The sequence below is a fragment of the Streptomyces sp. Ru73 genome (genome assembly GCF_002920575.1).
Taxonomy (GTDB): Bacteria; Actinomycetota; Actinomycetes; order Streptomycetales; family Streptomycetaceae; genus Streptomyces.
The window spans coordinates 93,959-115,438 of record NZ_PQSQ01000014.1; the positions used below are offsets into that span (position 1 = coordinate 93,959).

Consider the following 21,480-nt stretch of genomic DNA (forward strand, 5'->3'; position numbering starts at 1 on the left):
AGGGAACACATCCCCCCGCCCTCCCCCGCTTTGCTTCACGACCGAGCAACAAAAGGCGCCGAGGGCCCGCCATAACATTCCCGCCGGCCTTTTTCTCCGTTGCCCGGGTACCGACCGACTCCGGCCCGCACCAGCCGACCGGGTGATCCAGGTCACAGCAGAATCCCGAATGTCGCATGAGATACTGCTCGCACCCCCACCAAAAAGGAACATTCAGCATGAAAGTGTGCGACTCGAAAAACCCGTTCCTGAACGAGCCGCCGTCCGTGGTGCTCAGCACCGAGGCGAAATCGCTCTACCGCCGGGCCTTACGCCAAGGGGTCCTCAGGCCGTTCGCCGAACAGCCCTCGGACGCCGCACCCGGGCAGGCCCGGCGCACGGCGGTCGACCAGCTCGTCCGGCTGGGCCTGCTCGAACGGAACCCGGCTGCCGAACCAGGCGCCGGCGAAGAATTCCTGCCGATCGAACCGCAGATAGCCGAGGCCCGGATAGGCGTCACCTGGCGCGCGAAAGCGCTCGATCTGCTGTCCCAGGCGGTCGATTTCAGCGATCAGCTCGCGCCCTTCATCGAAGAACACCGGAAAGCGCCGGCGCCGGCCTCCGCGAGTGCTGCCCTGGACCGGATCACCGGTTATCAGGCCATCAATTTCCAGCTGGACCGGGCGCTCGGCGAATGCCGCGAAGAACTGCTGACCGCACAGCCCGGCGGCGGCCGTCCGGCGGAACTCCTGAAAGAGGCGGTCGAACGCGACCGGGCCGTTCTCCAGCGCGGCGCGACGATGCGCACGCTTTACCAGCACAGTGCGCAGTTCGACGTGCCGACCCGGCAGTACGTCACCGAGGTCACGTCAATCGGCGCTCATGTGCGGACGCTCGACGAATTCTTCAAGCGGCTGATTGTCGTCGACCGGCGGGTGGCCTTCATCCCCGCCGCTGACGACGACAGCGCGGTCGTCATCCACGACGAAGCCGTGGTGCACTACCTGGCCGACGTCTTCGACCGCAACTGGCAGCGGGCCACCGCATTCCCCGTCGGGCAGAGCCCGGCGGTCACCCGGCGCATCGCCAACGAGGTGCGCCAGTCCATCATCCGGCTGCTGGTCGAGGGGGAGAGCGAGGCGGTCATCGCCAAGCGCATCGGCCTCAGCAAGCGGAGCTGCGCCGCGCACATCGCCAAGATCAAGCAGCAGCTGGGCGCCGAGACGCTCTTCCAGCTCGGCTACCGCGTGGCCACCGCGGAGCCGGCCCTCACCACCACCCGGGCCGCTGCGCCGCACACCGTGCCGCCGGCCGTCCCGGAGAACCCGCCGAGTCGATCGCATGGAGACGATCGTGCAGTGTCGCGGGCGGTTCACGATGTCATTTGACGATCGTCGTCAACCGACGGGGTGGCCGGGCACCCGGCGGCGAAGGGTGGGCAAGTGAGCGTAACGATCGACATCACGGGGCTGACCGCCGACCAGGTGCTGTTCGCGCCCTCCCCGTTGTCCGAACTGGCCGAGATGCTGCACGTCATGGCCGAGCCGGGACACCATCCGGGGCTCGCGTCCTGGGCCACCGCGACCGCCTCCGGGCTGCCGCCGGGCCTCGCCGACCGGCTGGCCGACGCGGAGTTCCTGTGGCGCACCACCCGTGCGGACGTCCTGCTGCCCGCGCGGCCCGGGGCGACGCTGGAGGAGGAGCTCGACGCGCTGGACCGGATGGACACCGAGGTGTTCGTGGCGGCCGCGCTGGAGATCTCCTGCATGGCCCACTACGACCGCGGCGTACCGCAGCCGCTGATCAGCGCCGAGGACCGGACCCGGGCAATGGAGCGGGCCGAGGCGCGCGGCCCGCGCCAGGCGGCCTTCGCCGAGCGGCTGCTGACCGACCCCGAGGGCGTACGGGCCTGGCTGCGGCGCGTCCTGGAGGACTGTGCCGAGGCGTTCTTCACCGACGCCTGGCAGGACGTGCAGGCGCGGCTGTACGCCGACGCGCGGCACAAGACCGAACTCCTCAAGCGGAAGGGGCTGGCCGAGGCGCTCACGGCGGTGTCACCGGCGCTCGACGTCGACCTGGAGCGGTCCCGCGTCGTCGTGGACAAGCTGCACGACAGCGCGGGTTCGGTCGCGGGCCGCGGACTCACCTGCATCCCGAGCGCCTTCGGGTGGCCGCACCTGATCGTGATGGTGACCCCCGGCTTCCGCCCGGTGCTCCAGTACCCCGTCGCCGCACCCGACCTGCCCGCGCCCATGGCGGTCGAGCTGATCCAGCGGCGCCTCGAGGCACTGGCCCATCCGGTCCGCATGCGGATGCTCCGGGCGCTGGCGCGCGGCCCGCACACCACGGGCGAACTGGCCGGCGCCTACCAGCTCACCGCGCCGGAGGCGTCCCGGCACATCGCCCGCCTGAAGAAGGCCGGACTGCTGACCACCCAGCGCCGCGGCCGGTACGTCGTCCACCAGCTGGACCTCACCGCGGTGGCCCGCCTCGGCAGCCACATCCTGGAAAGCGTGCTCCGCTAGCGGACTCCGCAGGCGGGCCCGCGCCCGGCGCGGCGCCGGGCTTCGCGCCGGGCCGGACCACCGTTCCCCGGTCCGGCCCGGCGCGCCCGCTCACGCCGTGACCTCGCGGCCGGCAGCCCGCCCCGCCCGGCACCGTCCCGGCCCCCGCAACGGCCCGTACAAGAAGCCACGTGGAGAGGGAAAACGCAACGTCGACAAGGCCCGCGGAGACGGCTACCTTCACCTGGTCTTCGGCGGCCGCTCACCCGCCTCGCGATTCCTCGCCCGTGCGTGAGCCGCCGCGCCGGGTCCGCACCAGGCACCCCCGACCAAGGAGAGACGCATGCCCCGCCTCGCGCTGTACACCTTCGGCGTCCTGAAGTCGCCTCTCGCCGATCAGGGACCTCTCACGCGCGAGTTCTACGACACCGGTGGGGCCGTCTACCGGGCGATCAGCCGGCACCCCGGGTACCTCGCTCACGCGGAAGCCGCGGACGATGCCCGGGGCGTGCTCTTCGACGCGGACTGGGGCGCATGGGGAGAGTTCGCCGTACCGGGCTGGTACGACAAGGGCCGTACGGTGGAAACCACCGCCCTGGCCGCGACCCTCTCGCTCTGGACCGGCCTGCGCCCCGCGTTCGACGCCATCTACACCGGGCTGCACCGTGCGGCGCTGAACAGGCGTGACGACTGGTTCGAGCGGACGGCACACCCGAATTACGTGTTCTGGTGGGTCTCCGACGACGCGATACCCACCTGGCAGGACGGGGTTTCCCGGCTGGAGCACCTCCACCGCCACGGCTCCGCGCCGCACGCCTTCACCTTTCCTCACTCGTTCGCGCCGGACGGAACTCCGGCCAGGGTCAGGGGCATGGGGCCGAAGAGCGACCAGGTGGCCGGCAAGGGAGCCTGAACGGCCTTACGGAGGCGGCCACTCGGCGTCGGCGTACTGCGGGCCCACTACTCACGCCGGGCCGGGACGTCCGCTCGCCCGTCCGGCCCGGCGCGCCCGCTCACGCCGTGGACTCGCGGGCCAGCAGCCGGTGGCGGGCGACCACTTGGCGGGACGGGGTGTTCGCCAGGCGGCCGTAGATCCGGTCGGCGAGCAGCTGCAGCGAGCTCTCGGCGATGTGCTTCTTGTCGGGGGCCACGGTGCTCAGGGCCGGGGTGCTGTACCGGCCGTCCTCGATGTCGTCGAAGCCGATGACCAGCAGGTCGCGCGGGACGCGCAGACCGCGGGAGAGGGCCGCGCGGAGGGCGCCGAGGGCCAGTTCGTCGGTGAAGCAGAAGACGGCGTCCGGCGGCTCCGGCAGGTCCAGCAGTGCCTCCATCGCGCGTCGGCCCTCGGCGCGGTGCAGCGAGGCGACCGCGGCCGTCAGCCGGGGGTCGGGCGTCAGGTCCGCCTCGGCCAGCGCCTCGTGGTAGCCGCGCAGCCGCAGTTCGGCGGTGCGGTTGCGCAGCTCCGGCTGGAGGCCGAGCGCGGCGGGCCGGCGGGCGCCGCGGGCGAGCAGGTGCCGGGTGGCCTCCCGGGCCGCGGTGACGTTGTCGATCGCCACGTGGTCGGCGGTGCCCTCGGGGTCGATCTCGCCGAGGACGACGACGGGCGCGGGGCCCTGGCAGGTGCCGATCTCGGCGGGCGACAGCGCCCACGGGCTGATGATCAGGCCGTCCACGGCGTGGCCCTCTGCGCCGGACAGCAGCCGGCGCTCGCGGTCGGCCCGGCCGGCCGTCTGGTCGATGAGGACCGTCCAGCCGCGCTCCTGGGCCGCGTCGATCAGCAGGCCCGCCAGTTCGCCGAAGTAGGGCGAGCCGACTTCCGGTATGGCGAGCCCGATCAGTCCGGTACGGCCCTGCCGCAGGTTGCGCGCCGCGAGGTTCGGGCGGTAGCCGGTCTGCTCGATGGCGGCCAGCACCCGCTCCCGGGTGGCCGGCGCCACCGCAGCGGAGTCGTTGACCACGTTCGACACCGTCCGCACGGAGACCCCGGCGAGGGCGGCCACGTCTTTGAGCTTCGCTCCCACCTGCTCCTCCTCCGGACACGCGCCAGGTGATCGTCTCACGCCCCCGGGAGGGCCGGGCAGCCGGTCGAAAAAATCTTGCCGCGCACTATTGCAACGTTGCATTCCACGTTGCAATGTAGCGCAGACATCCCCCGCCTCCCCTGACGCGAGGAGTACCACCCATGCCCGAGACCGCCATTTCCCCGGGCCGCGCCGCCGTCTCGCCGATACCGGCGGCCGCCGCCGAACCCACTCCCGTGGAGATCGGCAGCGCCGTGCGCGAGCTGTACACCGACGGCATCACGGCCCGCCGGTCGGCCTTCCCCGTCACCTTCGCCGACCGGCTCCGCGAGGACATCGAGCGGGCCTTCGAGGAGGCCCGCAGCCGCCCGGGCGGCGCCGTGGGCCGCGGCCCGAACCGGTACTACGTGGAGATCCACCCCGAGCAGCTGCGCGACTTCGTCGAGCTGGTGGACCACCCCTGGGTCCGCTCGGTGTGCGAGGCCGTCCTCGGCCCCGAGTACCGCATCGTCGAGCTGGGCTTCGACGTCCCCCTCGAAGGCGCCGTCAACCAGCCGTGGCACCGCGACTTCCCCTCCCCCGCCGCCACCCGCGAGGAGCACCGGCTGACCTCGCTCGCCTTCAACGTCACCGCCGTCGACACGGCCGAGGACATGGGGCCCTTCGAGATCGCCCCGGGCACGCAGTGGGAGACCGGCAGCGACTTCACGCACGAGATGTTCCCCGACCGCTCCGAGTACCCCCGGTACGAGGCGCGGGCCGTTCGCAAGTACCCGCGGCGCGGTGACATCTCCGCCCGCTCGGCGCTGACCGTGCACCGCGGTACGACCAACCACTCCGCCGCCTCCCGGCCCGTCCTGGTGCTCGGCGTGGACGCGCCCGGCGCCGGCAACGAGGCCCACCACGACATGGCCGTGACCCGCGACTACTGGGCCGCGCTGCCCGCACGCGTCCGCGACCGCCTCGCCGCCCGCGTCGTGGACGAACTCCGCCCCGTGGTGCAGCAGCACACCATCGAGGGCCTCGTCATGGGCGACGCCTGACCCAGCGCGGGCCCTCCCGCCCGGGCCGGCGCCCCGCGGCCGCCGGCCGGCCGTCCGCATCCGACACCGAACCGACCGACTGGCGAAGGAATCCCGTGACCGTGCTCGAACCGGCCGGCAGCGCCGCCACCGGGGACACGCCCCGGCGCTCCGGGCCGCCCGCCCTGCTGTACGCCGTCGCCGCGATCTCCGCCCTGGGCGGACTGCTCTTCGGCTACGACACCGGCATCATCTCCAGCGCGCTGCTGGACCTCGGCCGCGATCTGCACCTGTCCACCGGCCACCGCGAGGTGGTCGTCAGCGCGATCCTCGTGGGCGCCATGGTGGGCGCGCCGGTGTCCGGGGTGCTCAGCGCCCGCCGGGGCCGGCGCCCCGTGATCATCGCCGTGGCGGCCGTCTTCGCGCTCGGGGCGCTGGCCTCGGCGCTCGCGCCGTCGGCCGCCGCGCTCACCGTCGCCCGGCTGGTGCTCGGCCTGGCGGTCGGCGCCGCCGCCAACACCGTGCCCGTCTACATCGCCGAGACCGCGCCGCCGGCGATCCGCGGCCGGCTGATGGTCCTCTTCCAGCTCATGGTGGCCATCGGCCAGCTGATCTCCTACCTCGTGGGGTACGCGCTGGCCGGGCCGGGCGGCTGGCGGTGGATGTTCGGGCTCGCGGTGATCCCGGCCGTCGTCCTCGCGGCCGGCATGCTGCCGCTGCCCGAGAGTCCCCGCTGGCTCGTCGGCCGCGGCGAGCAGGAGCGCGCCCACGCGGTACTGACCCGGCTGCGCGGCCCGGACGCGGGCATCGCCGCGGAGGTCGAGGACATCGCGGCGCTGTGCCGGGCCGAGAGCGACGCGCCCCGCGGCCTGCGGGCCACCGCACGCGCCCTCGGCGCCCGGCGGCTGCGCCCGGCCCTCCTCATCGCCCTCGGCATCGCGGCGTTCTCCCAGCTCACCGGCATCAACGCGATGGTGTACTACGCGCCCACCCTGCTGACCGACGCGGGCTTCGGCGGCTCCGTCGCACTGCTCACCGGCATCGGGATCGGGGTGATGCTCGTCCTCGCGGGCATCACCGGGGCGCTGTCCGTCGACCGCGTCGGCCGCCGCCGGCTGCTGCTGTGGCTGATGCCGGCCTCCGGCGCGGCGATGGCCGTCCTCGCGCTGGCCTTCCTGCTGCCGGCCTCCGGGGTGCAGCGCTGGACGGTGGTCCTCGCGCTGTTCGCGTACATCTTCCTCAACGGCGCCGGCATGCAGACCGTCGTGTGGCTGCTGGCCCCCGAGGTGCTGCCGCTGTCCGTACGCGGCCCCGCCACCAGCCTGGCCACCACCACCGTGTGGGGCTTCGACCTGCTCATCGCCGTCACCGCGCTGACCGCCGTGCAGGTCTTCGGGCTCACCGCCACGATGCTGACGTACGCGGTGATGAACGGCCTGTGCTGGCTGTTCGTCCTCCGCCGCGTGCCCGAGACCCGCGGCCGCACCCTGGAGGACATCGAGCGCACCCTGTGCCGCACCGGCGACTGAGCCGGCCGCCGCCACGGCTGCTCCGTGGCGGAAGGGGTACGCGGGCGGCATGAGCGGGATCGTGGTCGGTACGTGTTCGTGGACGGACCCGGCGCTGGTGCGCAGCGGGTGGTATCCACCGGGGCAACGGGACGCCGAGGGGCGGCTGCGGTACTACGCCGAGCGGTTCCCCGTCGTGGAGGTCGACGCCACGTACTACGCGCTGCCCAGCGTGCGGAACAGCGCCCTGTGGGCGGAACGCACCCCGCCCGGCTTCCGCTTCGACGTGAAGGCGTTCTCGCTGCTCACCGGGCATCCCACGCCGCCGCGGGCGCTCCCGCCCGATCTGCGGTCCGCGCGGGAGCGCCCTGGCGGCGCGCGGGGCACCGACCCGGCGCTGCTGGACGAGGTGTGGGACCGGTTCGGGCAGGCGCTGGAGCCGCTGCGGCGGGCCGGCCGGCTCGGCACGCTGCTGTTCCAGTTCCCGCCGTGGTGCGCGCCGGGGCCCCGGTGGGAGGAGTTCCTCACCCGGTGCCGGGAGCGCGCCCAAGGGTGGCCGGTCGCCGCGGAGTTCCGGCATCCGGGCTGGTGGCAGGAGGACCGGGCGGCGCGCACGGCGGCGCTCCTGACGGAGCTGGACATGGCGGCCGTGGCCGTGGACATGACGCAGACGCTGCCCGAGTCCGTGCCGCCGGTCACCCCGGTGACCTCGCCGCGCACGGCGGTGGTGCGGTTCCACGGCCGCAGCACCGCGTGGGGCCGTGGCAGCAAGGAGGACCGCTTCCGGTACGCGTACGGGGCGTCGGAGCTGGCCGAGTGGGTGCCGCGCATCCGCGGCATGGCGGACCGGGCCGAGCGGGTCCACGTCCTGTTCAACAACTGCTGCGGGGACGCGGCGGTACGCGCCGCTGCGCAGATGCAGCAGCTGCTGACAGTGCATCAGGAATGAGCGGCCCGCAGGCGGTGGTCCGTCCGGACACCGCTCGCCTCCGGTCCCCGGCGCGTGCCGTGGAACCGGAGGCGAAGTGAGCGGGACCCGTCCGGCGGTGCCGTCAGAGCCTGTCGCTGCGGGCCAGGAGCCGGTAAGCGGTGGACCGCAGCAGCACGGTGAGCAGACGTACCGACTTCACGCCGCCGCACGCTCCGGGACGTTCTCGCCGACGCGGTCGGCGATCTGGCGGCAGGTGCGCGAGATGATGCGGGAGACGTGCATCTGGGACAGGCCCAGCCGCTCCGCTATCCGGCTCTGCGTCATGTCGCGGAAGAAGCGCAGGTAGAGGATTTCCTTCTCGCGCTCGGGCAGCCGGTCGAGGTGCGGCTTGACCGCTTCCCGGGCCACGACCAGGTCGAAGCCGGCCTCCGGGCTGCCGAGGGTGTCGGCGAGCGAGCAGCCGTCGTCGCTGTTCTGCAGCTCCGCGTCCAGGGACAGGGGACTGAAGCTGTTCAGGGCCTGGGAGCCGAGCACGACGTCCTCGACGGACATGCCGGTGTGCTCGGCGATCTGCTCGGGGGTGGGTCCGTGGTCGTCGATGGTGCTGGTGAGTTCCTGGCGGGCCGCGCGGACGCGGTTGCGCAGCTCCTGGACGCGGCGGGGCACGTGCACGCCCCACATGTGGTCACGGAAGTGGCGCTTGATCTCACCGATGACGGTGGGGACGGCGAAGCTCTCGAAGGCGTTGCCGTGTTCGGGGTCGTAGCGGTCGACGGCCTTGACCAGACCGACCGCGGCGACCTGCTGCAGGTCCTCGAGGTTCTCGCCCCGGTTGCGGAAGCGCAGCGCGAGCCGCTCCGCCATCGGCAGCCAGGCGTTGATCACCCGGCCGCGGAGCTCCTGCCGCTCGGGGCCGTCCGGCAGGGTGGCCAGGCGGCGGAAGTCCTCGTCGGTGTCGGGCGCGTCGTCGTGCGGGTGCCGGGCACTGCGCCGGGGTGCGGCCGGGGTGGCCGCCTTCACCGCGCGGCGCTGCCGCTTGATGCCGCGGGGCTTGTTCGGCGGACGGTTCGGGGCCTGGTCACCGCGCCGCCGGGCGGCCCGGGTCTCGGTGCCGCCGGCGTTCACGGGGACGTCCTCCGGCGCGTGCTCCGCCGCACCGGCGAGCTGCCGGTCGTCGATCTCAACTGTGTTCAGCGTCTTCACGAGCATGGTCCGGGCTCCTGGGTCAGCAAGTCTCGTTCCAATGGACACATCGGTCACCCGTGGAAGAGGCGGCCGGGCAGGCGCGCCGGGCGGAAGTCACACTGCTTCCACGGGGCGTGCCTACGGGCCGAAGCACGTAGTCCCTGCTGCCCCCGGCCCTCCCCGGCAAACAAACCCGTGAAAATTTTTCTCCGGGGTCTTGAACACGCAGGTCAGAAGGGGTGCCGACGAGGCGCGGAGGACACCGGAGAGATATGCGCCCGCCGGAGAAATCCGGTGGCCGTGGTGGTGCCGGGGCGTGCACAGTGCCGTCGTCGCAAGGGTGGGACGAGGCCAGGAGGGTGCGCGTGGACGGCGACGGGACGAGGGTGGACGGGACCGGTCAGGGGGTGGCCCTCGTACGGCGGCTGCTCGCCGCGCGGTTCCCCCGGTGGGCGGAGCTGTCCGTCGCGCCGGTCGGCACGGCGGGCACGTCCAACGCCGTGTACCGGCTCGGCCCGGACATGGCCGTACGGCTGCCGCGCGCGGCGGGTGCGGCGGCGGACGTGGTGAAGGAGCACCGGTGGCTGCCGCTGCTCGCGCCACGGCTGCCGGTGGCCGTCCCCGTGCCGCTGGCCCTGGGCACGCCGGCCGAGGGCTTCCCCTGGCACTGGGCGGTCCACCGCTGGCTTCCGGGCGCGAACCCGCCGGTCGGGCGGGCCGCCGGGCCGGGACGGGCCGGGGCGGTGCCGGACGCCCGGCTTCTCGCCGCGGACCTGGCGGAGTTCGTGACGGCGCTGCACCGGATCGACCCGGCGGACGGCCCCGCCTCGTACCGCAGTGAGCCGCTGGCCGCGCGGGACGCGACGACCCGCGGCGCCCTCGAAGTGCTGCGCGACAGCGTCGATCCCATGGCGGCGACGGCCGTGTGGGACGCGGCGCTGCGGGCTCCGGGCCCCGCCGGTCCGGCGGTCTGGATCCACGCGGACCTGCAGCCGGGGAACGTCCTGGTCGACGGCGGGCGGCTGAGCGCCGTCATCGACTTCGGGTGCCTGGGGCTGGGCGATCCGGCGGTGGACCTGATCGCGGCGTGGTACCTGCTGCCGGCCGGTGCGCGGGAAGCGTTCCGGGCCGCCGTGGGCGCGGACGACGCCGCGTGGGCGCGCGGCCGTGGCTGGGCGCTGTCGATCGCGCTCCTGGAACTGCGCAGTTACCGGGAGAGCCATCCGGTGATGGCCGCCATCGCCCGCCATGTCCTCGGCGAACTCCTCACCGAGCACGCGGAAACCGGCGGCACGCCCCGCTGACGCACCGGACCGCTCCCCCACCCCGGCGGTGGCCCTTACTGGTCGCCGCCGGGCTTGCGGCCCCACGCGGAGATGAGCGGGGCCATCGTCAGGTCGAGCCGCCCGGCCGTGACGTTCGCGAGGTGCTCCTCGATCTCGTCCTCGGTGGCGAGCCCGGCGTCGAGGAGCCGGCCGCGGATCTGCCGCACGGTCGCGGCCTCCAGTACGTCGCACACCGGCGAGGCGACCGGGAAGTATCCGTCGGCCGCGACATCGGTCAGGCCCGCCTCCCGCAGCAGCCGCGGCAGGGTGCGCCCGAAGGCCAGGTCGGCGCCGCGCCGGGCGAGCAGTTCGCGGGAGCCCCGGCGCAGCCGGTTGGCCAGCCGCTCCGCGGGCCCGTGCTCGTCCAGGCAGCTCAGCGGCTGGAGCGCCGGGTCGGCGTCCTCCAGCACCAGCCAGCCACCGGGCCGCAGCGCCCGGACCATCGCCGCGAGCGCCGCCGCGCGCTCCGGTACGTGCACCAGGACCAGCCGCGCGTGCACGAGGTCGAACGGGCCCTCCGGCGGCTCGTCCGCCGCCACGTCGTGCCGCGCCACCTCGAACGGGGCGTCCTGCGGCATCCAGGCCGGGTCGATGTCGGTGGCCAGGACGCGGCCGGCCGGACCGGTGCGCGCGGCGAGCCAGGCCGGTACGCCGGGGCTGCCGGCCCCGACCTCCCAGCAGTGCCAGCCCTCGGTCACGCCCACGGCCGACAGGTGCCGGAAGGTGACCGGGTCGAAGAGCTCGGACAGCGCGGCGAAGCGCTTTCCGGCCTCGGTCTGCTGGTTGTCGAAGAGGTATCCGTCGTCGTTGTCGTGCGCCACCCGGAGATCGTAGAACGCCGGCCGCCGGGCCGCCCCGCGCGCCGTCCGGCGTGCGGGATAATGCGGCCATGCGCATCTCAGCCAGGGCGGACTACGCGGTACGGGCCGCGCTGCAGCTCGCCGCCTGTACCGACGAGGGACCGCTCAAGGCCGAGGCCATCGCCGCCGCCCAGGACATCCCGCACAAGTTCCTCGAGGGCATCCTCAACGACATGCGCCGCGGCGGACTGGTGCACAGCCAGCGCGGCGGCAACGGCGGGTACCGGCTGGCCAGGCCGGCCGGGGAGATCAGCGTCGCGGAGGTCATCCGGGCGGTGGACGGGCCGCTGGTGTCGGTGCGCGGCGTCCGTCCGCCGGAGCTGTCGTACACCGGACCCGCCGAGTCGCTGCTGCCGCTGTGGGTCGCGCTGCGCGCCAACGTCCGCCGCATCCTGGACGAGGTGTCGCTGGCCGATGTGGCGTCGGCCCGACTGCCCGAGGACGTCCTGTCGCTGACGGAGCGTCCGGAAGCATGGACCAACCCCTGACGGCTGCTCGGTTGATGAGGCGCCGCTGACCTGCGGTTTCTCGTATCGCGAGACGACTTTGTCCACTTCCTGAACGGCCTCTTGTCACCGCGCCGCCGCGCACCGAGTATTCCTATCAATCCAGTGGGAAAACTAGGGAACTGTGAGGTCGCCGTGCGTACGCTGATCCTGTTGGCCTTGGCCGGGCTGGGTGCCCAACTGGTGGACGGCAGTCTGGGCATGGCCTACGGCGTCACCTCCACCACGCTGCTGCTCGCCGTGGGCACCAATCCGGCCGCCGCCTCCGCCACCGTCCACCTCGCCGAGATCGGCACCACCCTCGCCTCGGGCGCCGCGCACTGGCGGTTCGGCAACGTCGACTGGCGGGTCGTCCTGAAGATCGGCATACCCGGGGCCGTCGGCGCCTTCGCGGGCGCCACGTTCCTCTCCGCCCTCTCCACCGAGCTCGCCGAGCCGGTGATGGCCCTCCTCCTGCTGGGGCTCGGGCTGTACGTGCTGAGCCGGTTCACCCTCGCCGGGCTGCCCACCGACAAGCTGGACAAGCCGCTGCGCAAGCGGTTCCTGTCCCCGCTCGGGCTGGTCGCAGGCTTCCTGGACGCCACCGGTGGCGGCGGCTGGGGCCCGGTCGGCACGCCGGCGATCCTGGCCAGCGGCCGCCTGGAGCCCCGCAAGGTCATCGGCTCCATCGACACCAGCGAGTTCCTGGTCGCGGTCGCCGCGAGCCTCGGCTTCCTCTTCGGCCTCGGCTCCGAGGGCGTCAACTGGCTCTGGGCACTGGCCCTGCTGGCCGGCGGGCTCGTGGCGGCGCCCATCGCCGCCTGGCTGGTCCGCCACGTACCGCCGCGCATCCTCGGCTCCGCGGTCGGCGGCCTCATCGTGCTCACCAACATCCGCACCCTGCTGCGGAGCGACTGGGTCGCCGCCGGCGACGCCGTCCAGTGGACGGTCTACGGCCTCGTCTACGCACTGTGGGCGGCCGCCGTCGGCTACTCGGTCAAGGAACACCGCCGCGCGGCCCGTACCGCGCCGCAGCACGCCCCGGACACGGCGGAAGCGGAAGCCCGCCCCGCCGGGGCCACCACCACCTGACCACTCGTGTCCCCGAACCCCCCACCGGTGACCCGCATCCTCCCGGAGGTACTGCGTGCTCCTCGACACCACTTGTCCCGCGCCCGCCGGACGGCCGGCCGACGGCGGGGCCTGGCCGCGCACCGTACGGGAACTCGCCGACGACCTCGCCGTGGACGCGAGCGCCCGCGACCGGGCGGGCAAACCGCCCTTCGACGAGGTCTCCCGGCTGCGCGAGGCCGGGCTGCCCGGCTTCCTCGCGCCGCCGGGCCCGGACGGCCGCGGCGCGGACTGGCCTACCGCCTGCGCCGCCGTACGGGAGATCGCCGCGGCCGACAGCTCCCTCGCCGAACTCCTCGCCCACCACTACGTGCTGTCGTGGGCGCCGCGCCTCTTCGGCACCCCGGAGCACGCCGCACGGCTCGAACAGCGGGCCGTGCGCGGGCAGTGGCTCTGGGCGGGCCGCACCGACGTGCCGCAGCGCCCGGACGGCACCGGCCTCTGGCTCACGCCGCACGGCAAGAAGTACCTGCTCAGCGGGGGCTGCACGCTGGCGGCCGGGGCGAGCACGGCCGACCGGTTCCTGCTGTCGGCCACCCACGCCGACACCGGTGAGCCGGTCGTCGTCCTGGTGGACCCGGCGCGCACGGCCGTGACGCCGGACGCGCCGGAGGACCGGCTCGGCCAGCGGCTCACCGGCGCCGCCACCGTCGGCTGCGACGACGTACCGGTGCCCGCCGCCCAGGTCCTGGGCACCGTCCCGGGCGACGAGCACACCGTCCCGCCGTACACCGCGCTCGCCCCGCTCGCGCTCCGGCTGATCCTGCTCCACGTCGGGCTGGGCAACGCGGAGGGCGCGCTCGCCGAGGCGCGGGACGTGAGCCGGGTGGCGCCCGGCCTCCACCCCTTCACCGACACCGGCAGCGGCGAGTACGCCACCGCGCCCGGCGAGGACCCGTACCTGCTGCTCGCCTATGGGGAGCTGGCGACCGCGGCGCACAGCGCGTCCTCGGTCGTGGACCGCGCGACGGAGGCGCTGGCGCGCGGGCTCTTGGCCGGTCCCGGGCTCGGCCCGGACGAGCACGCCGACATCGCCTTCCTCGTGGCCGCGGCCGAGGCCGTCACCAGCGACGCGGCGCTGCACATCACCACGCGCATCCTCGAACTGACCGCGGGGGCACCGGGCCTCTCCCCCGCCACCGACCCCGGCTTCGACCGCTTCTGGCGCAACGCCCGCACGCTCACAGCGCGCAGCTCCCCCAAGCACCGGCTCCGCGACATCGGCGCCCACTACCTCAACGGCGCCCGCCCCTCGCTCACCCTGCACGCCTGAGCCGGGGCCCTAACGGTCCGCGCCCGCCCGCTCCAGGGTGCGCAGGACGTCCTCGTCGGAGACCTGGGTGAAGTCCTCGTACCACTCGCCGACCGCGCGGAAGTCCGGGGGCTTGCTGAGGCACAGCACCACGTCGGCCTCCTCGGCCAGCGCGGCGGCCGTGGTCGGGGAGGCGACCGGTACGGCGAGGACGACGGCCGCGGGGCCGCGGCTGCGGAGGGCGCGCAGCGCGGCCGTTGCCGTCATGCCGGTGGCCAGCCCGTCGTCGACGAGGATCACCGTACGGCCGGCGACCTCGGGCGGCGGGCGGTCGCCGCGGTACAGGCGCTCGCGGCGGTGGAGTTCGCCGCGTTCCCGGGCGACGTCGGCCGCGAGCCGGTCCTCACTGAGGGAGAGGAACTCCAGGGCACGGCGGTCGAAGAGCGGCGGGTCCTCGCCCGCGAGCGCGCCGATGCCCAGCTCCCGCTGGCCGGGGGCGCCGATCTTGCGGGCGACGAGGACGTCCAGCGGTGCCCCGAGCTCGCGGGCGATCTCGGCGGCGACGGGGACCCCGCCGCGGGGCAGGGCCAGGACGAGGGGGCCGTCCGGCGGATGGCCGCCCTGGAGGTGCGGCGGGGTGCCCGCGAGGTGCTCCCGCACCCGCCGCGCGAGCTGCCGGCCGGCGTCTCTGCGGTCCGTGAAGCGCATGGTGTCTCCTTGGCGACGGGGCGTCGGCGCCACCGGCCGACGCCGGGCAAGCGGTCAAGACCCGGCCGGCGGGCGGTCATTGGCCGGTTGGCCAGGTTTCCTCCTCGCCCGTGCCGGCCGGCTGCCGGGCCGTCAGCGGTGTCAGCGCCCGGGTGGTGTCGAGGTGGAGGAACGCGTCGTAGCGCCGGTCGAGCACGGTGGGCACGTAGTTGCCCCACTTCTCCCGCTCGGGCCGGTAGACCACGCCGATGGCCCGGTGGTCGCGCGGCAGCCGCGTCCAGTGGCCGGGACCGGCGGCCGGCTGCCCGCCGGGCGTCGCGGGGGTGAGCAGGAAGAGCGCGGCGCCGCCGGGCAGGGCCCGGTGCAGCAGTTCCTCGGTGCTGCCGGGCCGGGCGGCGGGGACGGTCATGGCGCGCGGCTCGGCGCCCCAGTGGTCACCGGCCAGCACCGTGCCGTCGTAGGCCCCGAAGCCGATCAGGACGACGCCGTCGTCGGCGTGCCGCTCGCGCACCAGCTGCCCGACGTTGACCAGTCCCGCCTCCGCCATGTCGGTGGCGCGGGCGTCCCCGACGTGCGTGTTGTGTTCCCACACCACGGCCTTGGCGTGCGGACCGTGATGGGCCGTCAGGCGGTCGAGGGTGTCGGCCATGTGGTGGTCGCGCACGTTCCACGACTCGGGCCCGCCGCGCACCATCGCGCGGTAGTACCGTTCGGCGCCGGCCAGCACCTCGGCGTTCTGCCGTGCGGCGAGCCCTGCCAGGCTGCCGTCGTCGGCGGCGGCGGTCCGCCGGGCCCGTTCGCGGACCGCGACCAGCAGCCGGACCACCTCCGGTTCGCAGCCGCTGGGCACGAGCCGGGTGGCCCGCGCGTAGCTCTGCGGGTCCTCGGCGTACGGCTCGAAGCAGCGGAACGCCTCCAGGGCCGGGGCCACCTGCTCCGGGTCGTGCGCGCGCGGGTGGTCCAGGACCGCTTCCAGGGACTCCCAGAGGCTGTAGACGTCCAGGCCGTAGAAGCCGACGCGGCGTTCGGGCGGCAGGGCCGCGTTGTGCTCGCGGAGCCGGCGGGTGAAGCGGGCGACCTCGGTGTTGGCCCACATCCAGGCGGGCCAGCGGCGGAACCCGGCGAGTGCGTCGGCCGGGTCGTCGGGCGCGCCGGGTGCCCCGGTGACCGCGCAGTGCACGTCCTGGCAGTCCGGCCAGTCGCCCTCCACCGCGACGAAGGAGAAGCCCTTCTCGGCGATCAGACGGTGGGTCAGCTCGGCGCGCCAGTGGTAGAACTCGGCGGTCCCGTGCGACGCCTCGCCCACCAGGACGTAGCGCGCGTCGCCGATCTGCTCCAGCAGCGGGTCCAGCGAGTCCGGGCCGGTCAGCGGCCGGGCGAGGGCGGTGACCTCGGCGAGGTCACCGGCACCGGGCGCGGGGCTCACCGGTGGCCCTCCTCCCCGGAGGGCGGGGCGCCCGGGGCGAGGAACCAGTCCCGGGCGGCGAGGGCCACCTGGTCCAGTGCGCCGGATTCGGGGAAGAGGTGGGTGGCGCCGGGGATCACGTGGAGGTGGCAGGGGGCCGTCAGCCGGCCGGCGGCCTGCCGGTTCAGCTCCAGTACCTCCGTGTCGCGGCCGCCGACGATCAGCAGGACGGGGGCGCGTACGGCGCTCAGCGCGTCACCGGCGAGGTCGGGGCGGCCGCCGCGGGAGACGACGGAGCCGACCGCGTCGGGGCGTTCGGCCGCGGCGACCAGCGCGGCGGCGGACCCGGTACTGGCGCCGAAGAGGTGCGGGCGCAGCCGTGCGGTGGCCGGGTGGGTGCCGAGCCAGTCGACGGCGGCGACCACCCGCCGGCCGAGCAGGCCGATGTCGAAGCGGTGCTCCCTGGTCACCTCGTCGACCCGGTCCTCGTCCTCGGTCAGCAGGTCCATCAGCAGCGTGCCCAGCTCGTTGGCCTGCAGGTAGGCGGCGACGCCGCGGTTGCGCGGACTGTGCCGGGAGCTGCCGCTGCCGTGCGCGAAGACGACCACGCCCCGCGCGTTGTCGGGAACGGTGAGGTCCCCGGCCAGGGCCGCGCCGCCGGCCGGTACGGACACCGGTTCTTCGAAGGTCATCGGACTCGCTTCCGCTCTGTTCGCTCGCGGTCTCTCGCTTCTCCGATACGGGTAACCCTCCACGGAAGATCGTACGCTTCCCCGCAAAGCGGGCAAACGCGGCCGTGGCGGGCGAGGCGTGCGCGGGGTCTTGTCAGCTCCGGTGGTATGGACCACTCTGGCTGCCGACCGACGCCCGATCATGACGAGGGATGCCGAGGTGTGCCATGGACGACCGCTCGTCGGCGGCAGAGCACGGACCTTCCGGGCCGCTCGGCCGCCGCGGCTTCCTCGGCGCGGTGGCGGGGGCGACGGCCGCCACCGGCCTCGCGGCCGCGGGCGCCGCACCGGCCGCCGCAACGGAGCGCGGCGGTCACCGGCGGCCGGCCGGGCTCCGGCCGCTTTTCCTCGGCACGTACACCTCGATCCCGGGCGGCGGGACCGGGATCGGCCTGGCGGCGTACCACCCGGAGACCGGCCGGATCACCGCCACCGGCGTCCTCGCGGGCGTCGCCGACCCGTCCTACCTCGCGCTCTCCCCCGACCAACGGACGCTGTACGCGGTCGACGAGAACGCGGACGGCGCGGTCACGGCCGTGGCCCTGGCCGCCGACGGCCGGCACCGCGTGCTGGGCAGCCGGTCCACCGGCGGCGCGGGCCCCTGCCACCTGTCCGTGCACCCCACCGGGCGCTGGCTGCTGAGCGCCAACTACCTCTCGGGCAGCGTCGCCGTGCACCCGGTCGACCCGGCGACCGGTGCCCTCGGCGAGCGCACCGCGCTGGTGACGCACTCGGCGCCGCCGCCCGGTCCCGGCCAGGACGGGCCGCACGCGCACCAGTTCGTCACCAGCCCCGACGGCGGCCATGTGCTCGCCGTGGACCTGGGGACCGACACGGTGTACACGTACCGGCTGGACCCGCTCGCGGGCACCCTGCGCCAGGTGTCGACGGCGGCGCTGCGCCCCGGTGCGGGCCCGCGCCACCTCACCTTCCATCCGGACGGCCGGCACGCCTACCTGGCGAACGAGGTGGACAACACGGCGGTGGTCTGCGGTTACGACCCGGCGACCGGCCGGCTCACGCCCGGTGCCCCGCAGTCCACCGGGACCGGACCCGGGACCAGCTATCCGGCGCAGTTCCTGGTCACTCCGGACGGCCGGTTCGCGTACCTGGCCAACCGGGGTGACAACAGCCTGACCCGGTACGCCGTCGAGGACCGGGGCGCCCGGCTGCGGCTGCTGGACACCGTTCCGGTGGGCGGCGACTTCCCGCGCCACCTCGCCTTCTCCCCCGACCACCGGCTGCTGTTCGCGGGCAATCAGCGCTCGAACACGGTCACCGCCTTCCGCGTCGACCCGCGCACCGGGGCGCTGCGTCCGACGGGGACACCGTTCGAGGCGCCGATGCCGGTGTGCGTGCTGCCGCTGTGACGACGGGGCCGGGCGGCTCCCGTCGGGAACCGCCCGGCCCTTCGTCCTCCGGGCTCAGCCGCCGAGCCGGCTGCTCAGCAGCTGCTTGCCCAGTTCGGCGCCCTTGCGGCTGTCGGCCTGGGCCTTGCGGAACAGCTCCGCCAGCTCGGTGTCCTTCTCCCGCTCCGCGTCCTGGATGTACGTCTCCATCCGCAGGGCGTTGTCCAGGCACGTCTGGGTGTACCAGAGCAGGTTGTAGTTCTTGTCCTTGGTGCCGGTGACCTCACCGGTTTCGTGACTGCTGGCCATGGTGGACCGACCTCCACGTCAGGGACTGGTCCGGTGCGGGTTGCCGCCGCCCGCCCGGCCCAAACTCCGCACCGCACGGTTCCGGCCGCTCCGCACGGCACGCCTGACGGTGCATCAGACCGGTACGAAGCACCCGTACGACGCATCCGTACAACGCACCGGTACGACGCACGGGCGCTTCACACCGGTACGAGCGTGACCTCCGTGGCCTTGACGCTCAGCCAGACCTCCGTGCCGTCCCGCAGGTCCAGCTCGGCGGCGGCCTGGTGGGTGATCTCGGCGACCAGGTCGGGGACTTCGGGAGAGGCGATGAGGACGCGCAGCCGGCTGCCGACCGCGGTGATCTCGCGGACCCGGCCGGGCCAGACGTTGCGCGGGCTGCCGCCGGGGCGCGTGCGGTGCACGGACACCGCCTCCGGGCCGATGATGGCGAGCGCTTCCGTACCCCGCTCCAGCGGCTCGGCCGCGGTCAGCGCGCCCCGGCCGCCCGCCGGTTCGAGGCCGTCGGCGGTGGCCGTGCCTGCCCAGGCGTTGCGGCCCAGCATCCGGGCCACCCAGGGCGACCGCGGATGGCGGGAGACCTCGGCGGGCGCCGCGTCCTGGAGGGTGCGGCCGTCCTGGAGGACCAGTACCCGGTCGGCCAGCGAGACCGCCTCCACCGGGTCGTGGGTGACGAGCAGGCAGACGCCGCGGAAGCCGGCGAGGTGCTGCCGCAGGGTGTGCCGGACGTGCGCCCTGGTGGTCTGGTCGAGGGCGGCCAGCGGCTCGTCGAGGAGGAGCAGCCGGGGCCCGGCGGCCAGCGCCCTGGCCAGGGCGACCCGGCCGGCCTGCCCCCCGGACAGGCCGGCCGGACGGCGGTGCGCGAGGTGGCCGACGCCGAGCCGGTCCAGCCACTGCTGGGCGGTACGGCGGGCCTGCGCGCGAGGGACGCCCTTGGCGCGGAGTCCGTAGGCGGTGTTGCCGAGCGCGGTGAGGTGCGGGAAGAGCGCGCCGTCCTGCGGTACCCAGGCGACGCCGCGGCGGTGCGGCGGACGCGCGCTCACGTCCTCGTCCCCCAGGGTCAGCGCGGCGTGCGCGCGCGGGGTGAGCCCGAGGAGGGCGCGCAGCAGGGTGGTCTTGCCCGCGCCGTTGGGGCCGACGACGGCGATGGTGGTGCCGGGCCCGGCGTCCAGGGTGAGCCGGGTGAAGCCGGTGACGTCGGCGTGCAGCGTCCACCCGGGGGCGTCCGCCGGGGCGTCGTCCGCCGGCGGTCCCGGCGTCCCCGCGCGGCCGCCGGCCGGGACGTCCGGGGAGCCGTCCGGGCCGTCAGCGCGCGGCTCCGGCGCGGCCCCCGCGGGGCCCTTCGCCGTCGCGCCCACCGACCACCGGCCGCGCAGCGCGACCAGGACGGCCATGGCGACGGCCAGGAGCAGCAGCGAGACCGAGGTCGCGGCCTCCGGGCTGTCCTGGAGGAGCAGGTAGACCTGGAGCGGCAGGGTCTGGGTGACGCCGGGGAGGTTGCCCGCGAAGGTGATGGTGGCGCCGAACTCGCCCAGCGCGCGGGCCCAGGTGAGCGCGGCACCGGCGGCCAGGCCCGGCGCGACCATGGGCAGGGTGACGGTGCAGAAGACGCGGAAGGGGCCCGCGCCGAGGGAGGCGGCGGTCTCCTCGTACCGGGCGTGCAGCCCGGCCAGCGCGCCCTCCAGGCTGATGACCAGGAACGGCATCGACACGAAGGTGGCGGCGACCACCGCGCCTGAGGTGTGGAACGGCAGCTGGACGCCGAACCAGTCCTCCAGCACCCCGCCCAGCAGCCCCCGGCGTCCGAAGCCGAGCAGCAGGGCGACGCCGCCCACGGTGGGCGGCAGCACCATCGGCAGCAGCACCAGCGAGCGGACCACCGCCTTGCCGGGGAAGTCCACGCGGGCCAGCAGCCAGGCGAGCGGCACGCCGAGCAGCAGCGAGAGGCCGAGCGCCCAGCACGCGACGACCAGGGACAGCCGGATCGCGTCGGTGACGCCGGGCGACGTCAGGTGCTGCCCGAGGTCGGACCAGGTGGTGCGGACGAGGATGCCGGCCAGCGGGACGAACAGGAACGCCACGGCCAGCACGGCGGGCACGGCAAGAGCGAGCGGTGCCCGCCGCACGGGCGGCCTCACGGCTTCTGGAATCCGGCGTCGCGCAGGATCTTCTGGGCCTGCGCGGTCCGCAGCCACTTCACGAAGGAGTCGGCCTGCTCCTTGTGCTCGGAGACCTTCAGCGTGGCGGCCGGGTAGGCGGCGATGGCGTTCTGGTCGTCGGGGATCGGCACCGCGTCGACCTTGTCCGGCGCGGTCATGGCGTCGGTGGCGTAGACGATGCCCGCGTCGGCCTCGCCCAGCTCCACCTTGGAGAGCACGCCGCGCACGTCCTGCTCCTGGGAGACCGGCTTCACCTTGAGGTGCTGCTTGTCCAGCACCTGGGCGCTGTAGCGGCCGACCGGCACGGCGGGCGCGGCGAGCACGACCTTCAGCTTGTCGTCGGCGAGGGACGTCAGGTCCTTCACCTTCTTCGGATTGCCCTCGCCGGTGGCGATGACCAGGCGGTTGTGGGCGATGGTGACCGGCGTGCCGGTCTTCGCCCGCACCCCGTCCATCGTCTTGGTGTCGGCGGTGACGAGCGCGTCGGCCGGGAAGTCCTGCTTGACCTGGGCGGCGAGCTGCTGCGAGCCGGCGTAGGAGAACTTCACGACGGTGTCCGGGTGGTCCTTCTCGTAGGCGGCACCGGCCTTCTTGAAGACGTCCGTCAGGGAGGCCG

At 74.4% G+C, this 21,480-nt stretch carries 20 protein-coding genes; 11 read left to right on the top strand and 9 right to left on the bottom strand.

Annotation, left to right across the window (positions count from 1 at the left end):
• Positions 1-218: 218 nt before the first annotated feature.
• The 3 genes from C3486_RS09510 (at position 219) to C3486_RS09520 (ending at position 3,396) form a co-directional block, all read left to right on the top strand.
• Complete coding sequence (locus C3486_RS09510) at positions 219-1,367, top strand: LuxR family transcriptional regulator (RefSeq protein WP_103832161.1); 1,149 nt, start codon at positions 219-221, stop codon at positions 1,365-1,367.
• Positions 1,368-1,421: 54 nt separating this feature from the next.
• Positions 1,422-2,504 carry a DUF5937 family protein gene (locus C3486_RS09515; RefSeq protein ID WP_103832162.1) on the top strand — a complete coding sequence of 361 codons (1,083 nt, stop codon included), beginning with the start codon at positions 1,422-1,424 and terminating at the stop codon, positions 2,502-2,504.
• 322 nt (positions 2,505-2,826) lie between these two features.
• Entirely contained in the window at positions 2,827-3,396 is a 570-nt protein-coding gene (locus C3486_RS09520; RefSeq protein ID WP_103832163.1) for a DUF3291 domain-containing protein, read from the top strand.
• 100 nt (positions 3,397-3,496) lie between these two features.
• Here C3486_RS09520 and C3486_RS09525 read toward each other — a convergent pair whose 3' ends face one another.
• Positions 3,497-4,504, bottom strand: coding sequence for a LacI family DNA-binding transcriptional regulator (locus C3486_RS09525; protein WP_103832164.1), 1,008 nt, complete (start codon positions 4,502-4,504; stop codon positions 3,497-3,499).
• Between the two features lie 161 nt (positions 4,505-4,665).
• Here C3486_RS09525 and C3486_RS09530 point away from each other — a divergent pair, with 161 nt between their 5' ends.
• The 3 genes from C3486_RS09530 to C3486_RS09540 all read left to right on the top strand — a co-directional run bounded on the left by C3486_RS09530 (position 4,666) and on the right by C3486_RS09540 (position 7,983).
• Entirely contained in the window at positions 4,666-5,547 is an 882-nt protein-coding gene (locus C3486_RS09530; RefSeq protein ID WP_103832165.1) for a phytanoyl-CoA dioxygenase family protein, read from the top strand.
• 95 nt (positions 5,548-5,642) lie between these two features.
• Complete coding sequence (locus C3486_RS09535; RefSeq protein WP_181138498.1) at positions 5,643-7,055, top strand: sugar porter family MFS transporter; 1,413 nt, start codon at positions 5,643-5,645, stop codon at positions 7,053-7,055.
• A gap of 49 nt (positions 7,056-7,104) precedes the next feature.
• On the top strand, positions 7,105-7,983 hold the full coding sequence (locus tag C3486_RS09540) for a DUF72 domain-containing protein (RefSeq protein ID WP_103832167.1): 879 nt from the start codon (positions 7,105-7,107) through the stop codon (positions 7,981-7,983).
• A gap of 177 nt (positions 7,984-8,160) precedes the next feature.
• Here the strand turns inward: C3486_RS09540 and C3486_RS09545 are convergent, their stop codons facing one another.
• A complete protein-coding gene (locus C3486_RS09545; RefSeq protein WP_103832168.1) occupies positions 8,161-9,174 on the bottom strand; it encodes a SigB/SigF/SigG family RNA polymerase sigma factor in 1,014 nt (337 codons plus the stop codon).
• Positions 9,175-9,515: 341 nt separating this feature from the next.
• Here C3486_RS09545 and C3486_RS09550 point away from each other — a divergent pair, with 341 nt between their 5' ends.
• Positions 9,516-10,454: an aminoglycoside phosphotransferase family protein gene (locus C3486_RS09550; RefSeq protein WP_258052683.1), complete on the top strand. Its 939-nt coding sequence runs from the start codon at positions 9,516-9,518 to the stop codon at positions 10,452-10,454.
• Positions 10,455-10,489: 35 nt separating this feature from the next.
• Here C3486_RS09550 and C3486_RS09555 read toward each other — a convergent pair whose 3' ends face one another.
• A complete protein-coding gene (locus C3486_RS09555) occupies positions 10,490-11,296 on the bottom strand; it encodes a methyltransferase domain-containing protein (protein ID WP_103832170.1) in 807 nt (268 codons plus the stop codon).
• Between the two features lie 68 nt (positions 11,297-11,364).
• Here C3486_RS09555 and C3486_RS09560 point away from each other — a divergent pair, with 68 nt between their 5' ends.
• The 3 genes from C3486_RS09560 (at position 11,365) to C3486_RS09570 (ending at position 14,224) form a co-directional block, all read left to right on the top strand.
• On the top strand, positions 11,365-11,823 hold the full coding sequence (locus tag C3486_RS09560; protein WP_103832171.1) for an Rrf2 family transcriptional regulator: 459 nt from the start codon (positions 11,365-11,367) through the stop codon (positions 11,821-11,823).
• A 153-nt stretch (positions 11,824-11,976) separates the two neighbouring features.
• Positions 11,977-12,912, top strand: coding sequence for a sulfite exporter TauE/SafE family protein (locus C3486_RS09565; RefSeq protein ID WP_103832172.1), 936 nt, complete (start codon positions 11,977-11,979; stop codon positions 12,910-12,912).
• A gap of 55 nt (positions 12,913-12,967) precedes the next feature.
• Positions 12,968-14,224 (top strand): acyl-CoA dehydrogenase family protein, encoded by a 1,257-nt coding sequence (locus C3486_RS09570; RefSeq protein WP_103832173.1) that lies wholly within the window; start codon positions 12,968-12,970, stop codon positions 14,222-14,224.
• A gap of 9 nt (positions 14,225-14,233) precedes the next feature.
• Here the strand turns inward: C3486_RS09570 and C3486_RS09575 are convergent, their stop codons facing one another.
• From C3486_RS09575 to C3486_RS09585, 3 genes are all read right to left on the bottom strand, one after another.
• Positions 14,234-14,911, bottom strand: coding sequence for a phosphoribosyltransferase (locus C3486_RS09575; protein WP_103832174.1), 678 nt, complete (start codon positions 14,909-14,911; stop codon positions 14,234-14,236).
• Between the two features lie 76 nt (positions 14,912-14,987).
• Positions 14,988-16,337: an erythromycin esterase family protein gene (locus C3486_RS09580; protein WP_103832175.1), complete on the bottom strand. Its 1,350-nt coding sequence runs from the start codon at positions 16,335-16,337 to the stop codon at positions 14,988-14,990.
• Positions 16,334-17,008, bottom strand: a complete 675-nt coding sequence (locus C3486_RS09585) for a dienelactone hydrolase family protein (RefSeq protein ID WP_103832176.1) — start codon at positions 17,006-17,008, stop codon at positions 16,334-16,336. The genes C3486_RS09580 and C3486_RS09585 overlap by 4 nt, the downstream gene beginning before the upstream one ends.
• 206 nt (positions 17,009-17,214) lie before the next feature.
• On the opposite strand from C3486_RS09585, the gene C3486_RS09590 reads away from it, so the two are divergent.
• Complete coding sequence (locus C3486_RS09590) at positions 17,215-18,417, top strand: lactonase family protein (protein WP_181138499.1); 1,203 nt, start codon at positions 17,215-17,217, stop codon at positions 18,415-18,417.
• 54 nt (positions 18,418-18,471) lie between these two features.
• On the opposite strand, the gene C3486_RS09595 is transcribed toward C3486_RS09590, so the two are convergent.
• The 3 genes from C3486_RS09595 to modA all read right to left on the bottom strand — a co-directional run.
• Positions 18,472-18,705 (bottom strand): hypothetical protein, encoded by a 234-nt coding sequence (locus tag C3486_RS09595; protein WP_103832177.1) that lies wholly within the window; start codon positions 18,703-18,705, stop codon positions 18,472-18,474.
• A gap of 179 nt (positions 18,706-18,884) precedes the next feature.
• Positions 18,885-20,855 carry an ABC transporter permease gene (locus C3486_RS09600; RefSeq protein ID WP_103832190.1) on the bottom strand — a complete coding sequence of 657 codons (1,971 nt, stop codon included), beginning with the start codon at positions 20,853-20,855 and terminating at the stop codon, positions 18,885-18,887.
• Positions 20,840-21,480, bottom strand: a 641-nt coding sequence (gene modA / locus C3486_RS09605; RefSeq protein ID WP_103832178.1) for a molybdate ABC transporter substrate-binding protein, incomplete at its 5' end; no start/stop codon positions are given. The genes C3486_RS09600 and modA, both read right to left, overlap by 16 nt.

Bases quoted from the DNA above. Each gene is read 5' to 3' on its own strand.
- C3486_RS09585 (WP_103832176.1), bottom strand. From the start codon at position 17,008: ATGACCTTCGAAGAACCGGTGTCCGTACCGGCCGGCGGCGCGGCCCTG.
- C3486_RS09545 (WP_103832168.1), bottom strand. From the start codon at position 9,174: ATGCTCGTGAAGACGCTGAACACAGTTGAGATCGACGACCGGCAGCTC.
- C3486_RS09530 (WP_103832165.1), top strand. From the start codon at position 4,666: ATGCCCGAGACCGCCATTTCCCCGGGCCGCGCCGCCGTCTCGCCGATA.
- C3486_RS09590 (WP_181138499.1), top strand. From the start codon at position 17,215: ATGGACGACCGCTCGTCGGCGGCAGAGCACGGACCTTCCGGGCCGCTC.
- C3486_RS09560 (WP_103832171.1), top strand. From the start codon at position 11,365: ATGCGCATCTCAGCCAGGGCGGACTACGCGGTACGGGCCGCGCTGCAG.
- C3486_RS09510 (WP_103832161.1), top strand. From the start codon at position 219: ATGAAAGTGTGCGACTCGAAAAACCCGTTCCTGAACGAGCCGCCGTCC.
- C3486_RS09520 (WP_103832163.1), top strand. From the start codon at position 2,827: ATGCCCCGCCTCGCGCTGTACACCTTCGGCGTCCTGAAGTCGCCTCTC.
- C3486_RS09575 (WP_103832174.1), bottom strand. From the start codon at position 14,911: ATGCGCTTCACGGACCGCAGAGACGCCGGCCGGCAGCTCGCGCGGCGG.
- C3486_RS09540 (WP_103832167.1), top strand. From the start codon at position 7,105: ATGAGCGGGATCGTGGTCGGTACGTGTTCGTGGACGGACCCGGCGCTG.
- C3486_RS09595 (WP_103832177.1), bottom strand. From the start codon at position 18,705: ATGGCCAGCAGTCACGAAACCGGTGAGGTCACCGGCACCAAGGACAAG.